Source organism: Pontibacterium sp. (assembly GCF_041587635.1).
In the GTDB taxonomy this organism is placed as follows: Bacteria; Pseudomonadota; Gammaproteobacteria; order Pseudomonadales; family Balneatricaceae; genus Pontibacterium.
The window spans coordinates 1-4,019 of the sequence record NZ_JBFGYC010000380.1 but is presented as its reverse complement, the minus strand read 5'-3'; the positions used below and the strand labels follow the sequence as shown (position 1 = coordinate 4,019).

The window sequence follows — 4,019 nt, the reverse complement described above, 5'->3', positions numbered from 1 at the left end:
TGCTGCAACAACGCGGTGAAATTGCCTGGGACAAAGACCAGTTGAAAGACTGGTTCGCACATCCAGCCCCTGTGTTAGCTGCAGACAGTAGTGATCATTGGATCATTACGGCCCCGGTCTTTCTACGCGAAGAGCAAGATGGTTACGATGAGTTTGAACTCAGTGGTAGCCAGGAAGAGTTGATGGGATACGTGATGCTTAATGTATCCAAGGATTCGTTGCAGGTCCTGACGACCAATCTGTTCAGCTATAACCTGATGATTGGTCTTGGCTTCGCGATCTTACTCGTATGGCTACAAAGTGTGGGTTTGAAACGTATTACCCGCCCACTACTGAATTTGTCGCAGAGCATGAATGAGGCGAGAACTTCAGGAGAACATAACTACGCGAATGTCGAAGGTCCGATGGAAGTGCGTCAAATGGCGGAAAGCTATAACGCCATGATGAAGGTATTGGAACAGCAGGAAGATAAGCTGGTACAGCTTAACAGCGGATTGGAAACTGAAGTGGCGATCCGGACTAAAGAGCTTACTCATGCCCGAGATACGGCGCTAGTCGCTGTACGCACCCAGTCTGAGTTTTTGGCCAATATCAGCCATGAACTACGCACACCATTGCAGGCAACGATGGGTTATATCGAGCTGGTGATTGAAGAGCTCGAAGATGAAGCGATGGACGAGCCGGTGGAGGATCTGCGCGAAGCGATGCGCGCTTCGACCCGGTTGTTGGCGTTGATCAATATGATTCTGGATCTGGCAAAGTGCGAGTCGGGCAAGATGGAGCTGATGCCACAAGAGATCAGCTTACACGCACTGACACAGGAAACGGAGGCCGTCATCCGACCGTTAGCTTCGAAGCGCCAGAACACGTTCAAGGTATATCTACCTACTGAAGATAGCTTACTTCAGGTCGACACTGAGAAAGCTCAGCAAGTATTGCTGAACCTGCTTTCTAATGCGTGCAAATTTACCGAAAAAGACACGGTCTTACTGTCGACCTCAGTGGAGGATGGATTTGTTATCTGGCAAGTATCAGATACAGGTATCGGTATTCCGAAGGAGCAGCAAGGGCTGATCTTCGATAAATTCCGACAAATTGATGGCAGTGTAAAACGGAAATATGGTGGCACGGGGTTAGGGCTGGCAATTTCCAAGCATTTTACGGAGATGATGGGTGGCACGCTGGACGTGTTCAGTGAAACCGGCCAGGGCACCACATTTATTTTCAGGCTACCGCTGGTGGTCCCAGCAGAAACTGTTGTTCAGGCATCAGAGGCTCTGCTCTCCAAGAAACTAAGTAGTACAGAACTGGAAAAATTATGATGCATAAAAAGTTGTCTTTTCTAGCTCTGACCTCAACTATCTGGACCGCAGCAGTGATGGCTGACGGTAACAACCAGTTCACGGATGGCGATGAGTTTGCAGATTTCTACGGTCAGGATGAGCTTGTTAGCATAGCGACAGGTACGAGTACGCCGATCAGTAAAGCGCCCTCTGTTGCGAGTGTAATTTCGAGTAAACAGATTGAGGCGATGGGAGCCACCCATCTCGACGAGGTTTTGGAACGCATCCCAGGTTTGCATGTGATGCCGTCGGACCTAAGTCGACTTGATCCTGTGTATTCCGTACGAGGGATTCAGACAGGATTTAATCCACAGATATTGGTGTTGATGAACGGTGCTGTGGTTAAAGATTATACGAATGGGGGGGCTGCCGCTGACATTTCAGATGCCTCTGAGCAACATCAGCCGTATTGAAGTGATTCGTGGTCCCGGCTCTGCTGTATATGGTGCAGATGCATTTAGCGGTGTGATCAATATTATTACTAAATCGGCGGATGAAAACGAAAGCGGTGCGGTAGGAGTTCGTTCTGGCAGTTTTAATAGCCGTGATTTCTGGGTTCGCAAGGGCGTTCAGCTTGAGGCGTTAGCGGTGTCTTTTGCGCTGGAACATCAGCGCTCGGATGGTGATGATGGTCGTGTTGTCACACAGGACCAGCAGACAGCTTTGGATGAAATGTTTGGTACCAATGCATCCCTGGCACCAGGTGCATTAAGCACGCATTACGATGTCACAAATCTGCATCTTGATTTAGGTACGGGTAACTGGAAATTGCAGAATTGGTATTGGCAACAGGATGGTGGCGGTCTCGGACAGGGCGCGGCAAAAGCGTTGGATAAGAAAGGATCTCAGGTTGCAACCCAGTTCTTGACGCACTTGAGTTATGACACAGATTTAAATGATGACTTGAAGATTGCTGCTGATCTTTCTTATCAGCGCAGTAAAAGTGATTCTCTTCTGTATTTATTCCCGGCAGGCTCGGTTTTACCAGTTGGTACGGATGGAAATGCGTTCTCCATGCCTGTAGCCGGGTTAGTCTCATTTCCTGACGGATATATAGGTAATCCGCGTGCAGTTTCTGTGAACTATGATGCAGAATTTGCTGCGCTGTATAGTGGGTTTAATGATCATTCTATCCGCATAGCTGCAGGCTGGTCAGAGAGTGAAATTGAGGCCGAAGAGTACAAAAACTACGGGCCAGGGGTCATCGATGGTGCGTCTTCAACTGTGGATGGCGGTCTCACTAACGTTACTGGAACCCCTGATATATATCTTCAGGACCATCGACGCAGCTCCTACTTTGTATCTGCACAAGATCAGTGGCAGCTAAATAACGATTGGTCATTTACTGCGGGTATGCGCTGGGATCATTTTGAGGACTTTGGAAACACGGCGAACCCACGACTCGCGCTTGTTTGGGAGCCGCTGCATAACCTGACAACCAAGCTGTTATACGGTGAGGCGTTCCGTGCTCCTTCTTTCGCTGAGCAATTCTTTCAGAACAACCCATCCGCTTTAGGAAATCCAAATCTGGATCCAGAAGAGATAGAGACATGGGAACTGGCGTTTGATTATCGACCCAATTTCGATACGGGTATTAATCTGAGTCTCTTCACTTATGAAGCTACAGATCTTATAGCAATCGTAGCTCAGGGGAATACTCGACAGTATCAGAACGCACGTAACCAAGACGGTTACGGTCTAGAGCTCGAGTTAGATTGGCAGGCAACAGAGGAGCTGAAAGTAAATGCTTCTTATGCGTGGCAGCGTTCTGAGGATGCGGATACGGGTGAAAAAGTTGCTGACGCTCCAGAGCACACAACCTATTTGGATTTGAACTATCGTTTCAATCGAGACTGGCAAGCCTCTTTACAGCATTATTGGGTGGGTTCCCGGAGTCGGATTACTGGGGATAACCGCGCGGAGATTGATGACTATCACTGGGTTAATACGCGATTGTCACGTAGCTTTAATCAGGACCGGTTGAAATTGTCACTGATTGTTAAAAACCTACTGGATACGGATGCGCGTGAGCCATCAAACAGCGTCATTCCAAGTGACTATCCTCTTGAAGGTCGTAGTATCTGGGGTGAGTTACAGTACAGCTTCTAACTCTGGTAAAAATTAAAGTCGGACACCGTAAAGATACGGTGCCCTATTGGTATTGATGGGCAAAGTAGCTTCTATGGCTAAGGTAGACGTAAAAAAACGTGGTGATGCTTTTTGCGAAAAAGTGTCAACCGCAATCTGGAAAGAGATGCCTGCGAGCGATAACCCTTATCACGTAGATGAAGCTCGTTGCCATGGATATGAGCATCTTGCTCTTATAAATAATAAAAGCTTCTCTGAAGTACTATTTCTGTTATTTCAAAGCGAACTGCCCAATGAATCACAGCGTCGCTTATTTGATACGTTGTTGCTTAGCGTGATTCATCCGGGACCTCGGCACAATGCATCCAGAGCTGCGATGAATGCAGCGGTAAGCAAAACGAATACGAGTCACGTGTTGCCCTTGGCGCTTAATGTTCTTGGGGGCGAATGGCAAGGAAGCCGTGAAGTTTTCGAGAGTATGAAGTTTCTGAGAAAGAATCATCATATATCCGCCGCTGAATGTGCTCATGAGCACATAGCTCTATTGGGTAATACCAGAGAATCGGAGGGTGATCTGACATTGGCCCC

Annotated in this window: 3 protein-coding genes and 1 pseudogene; all 4 read left to right on the top strand. The window is 47.9% G+C overall.

The features are described from left to right. Positions 1 to 1,322 (top strand): sensor histidine kinase (locus ABYW01_RS15910; RefSeq protein WP_372834525.1); only part of this gene is annotated, 1,322 nt, incomplete at its 5' end. Then, positions 1,319 to 1,756: a TonB-dependent receptor plug domain-containing protein gene (locus ABYW01_RS15905; protein WP_372834524.1), complete on the top strand. Its 438-nt coding sequence runs from the start codon at positions 1,319 to 1,321 to the stop codon at positions 1,754 to 1,756. The genes ABYW01_RS15910 and ABYW01_RS15905, both read left to right, overlap by 4 nt. A gap of 52 nt (positions 1,757 to 1,808) precedes the next feature. Beyond that, positions 1,809 to 3,452 carry a TonB-dependent receptor plug domain-containing protein gene (locus tag ABYW01_RS15900; protein WP_372834527.1) on the top strand — a complete coding sequence of 548 codons (1,644 nt, stop codon included), beginning with the start codon at positions 1,809 to 1,811 and terminating at the stop codon, positions 3,450 to 3,452. Positions 3,453 to 3,525: 73 nt separating this feature from the next. Continuing rightward, positions 3,526 to 4,019, top strand: a pseudogene (locus ABYW01_RS15895) (hypothetical protein); the annotation flags it as partial.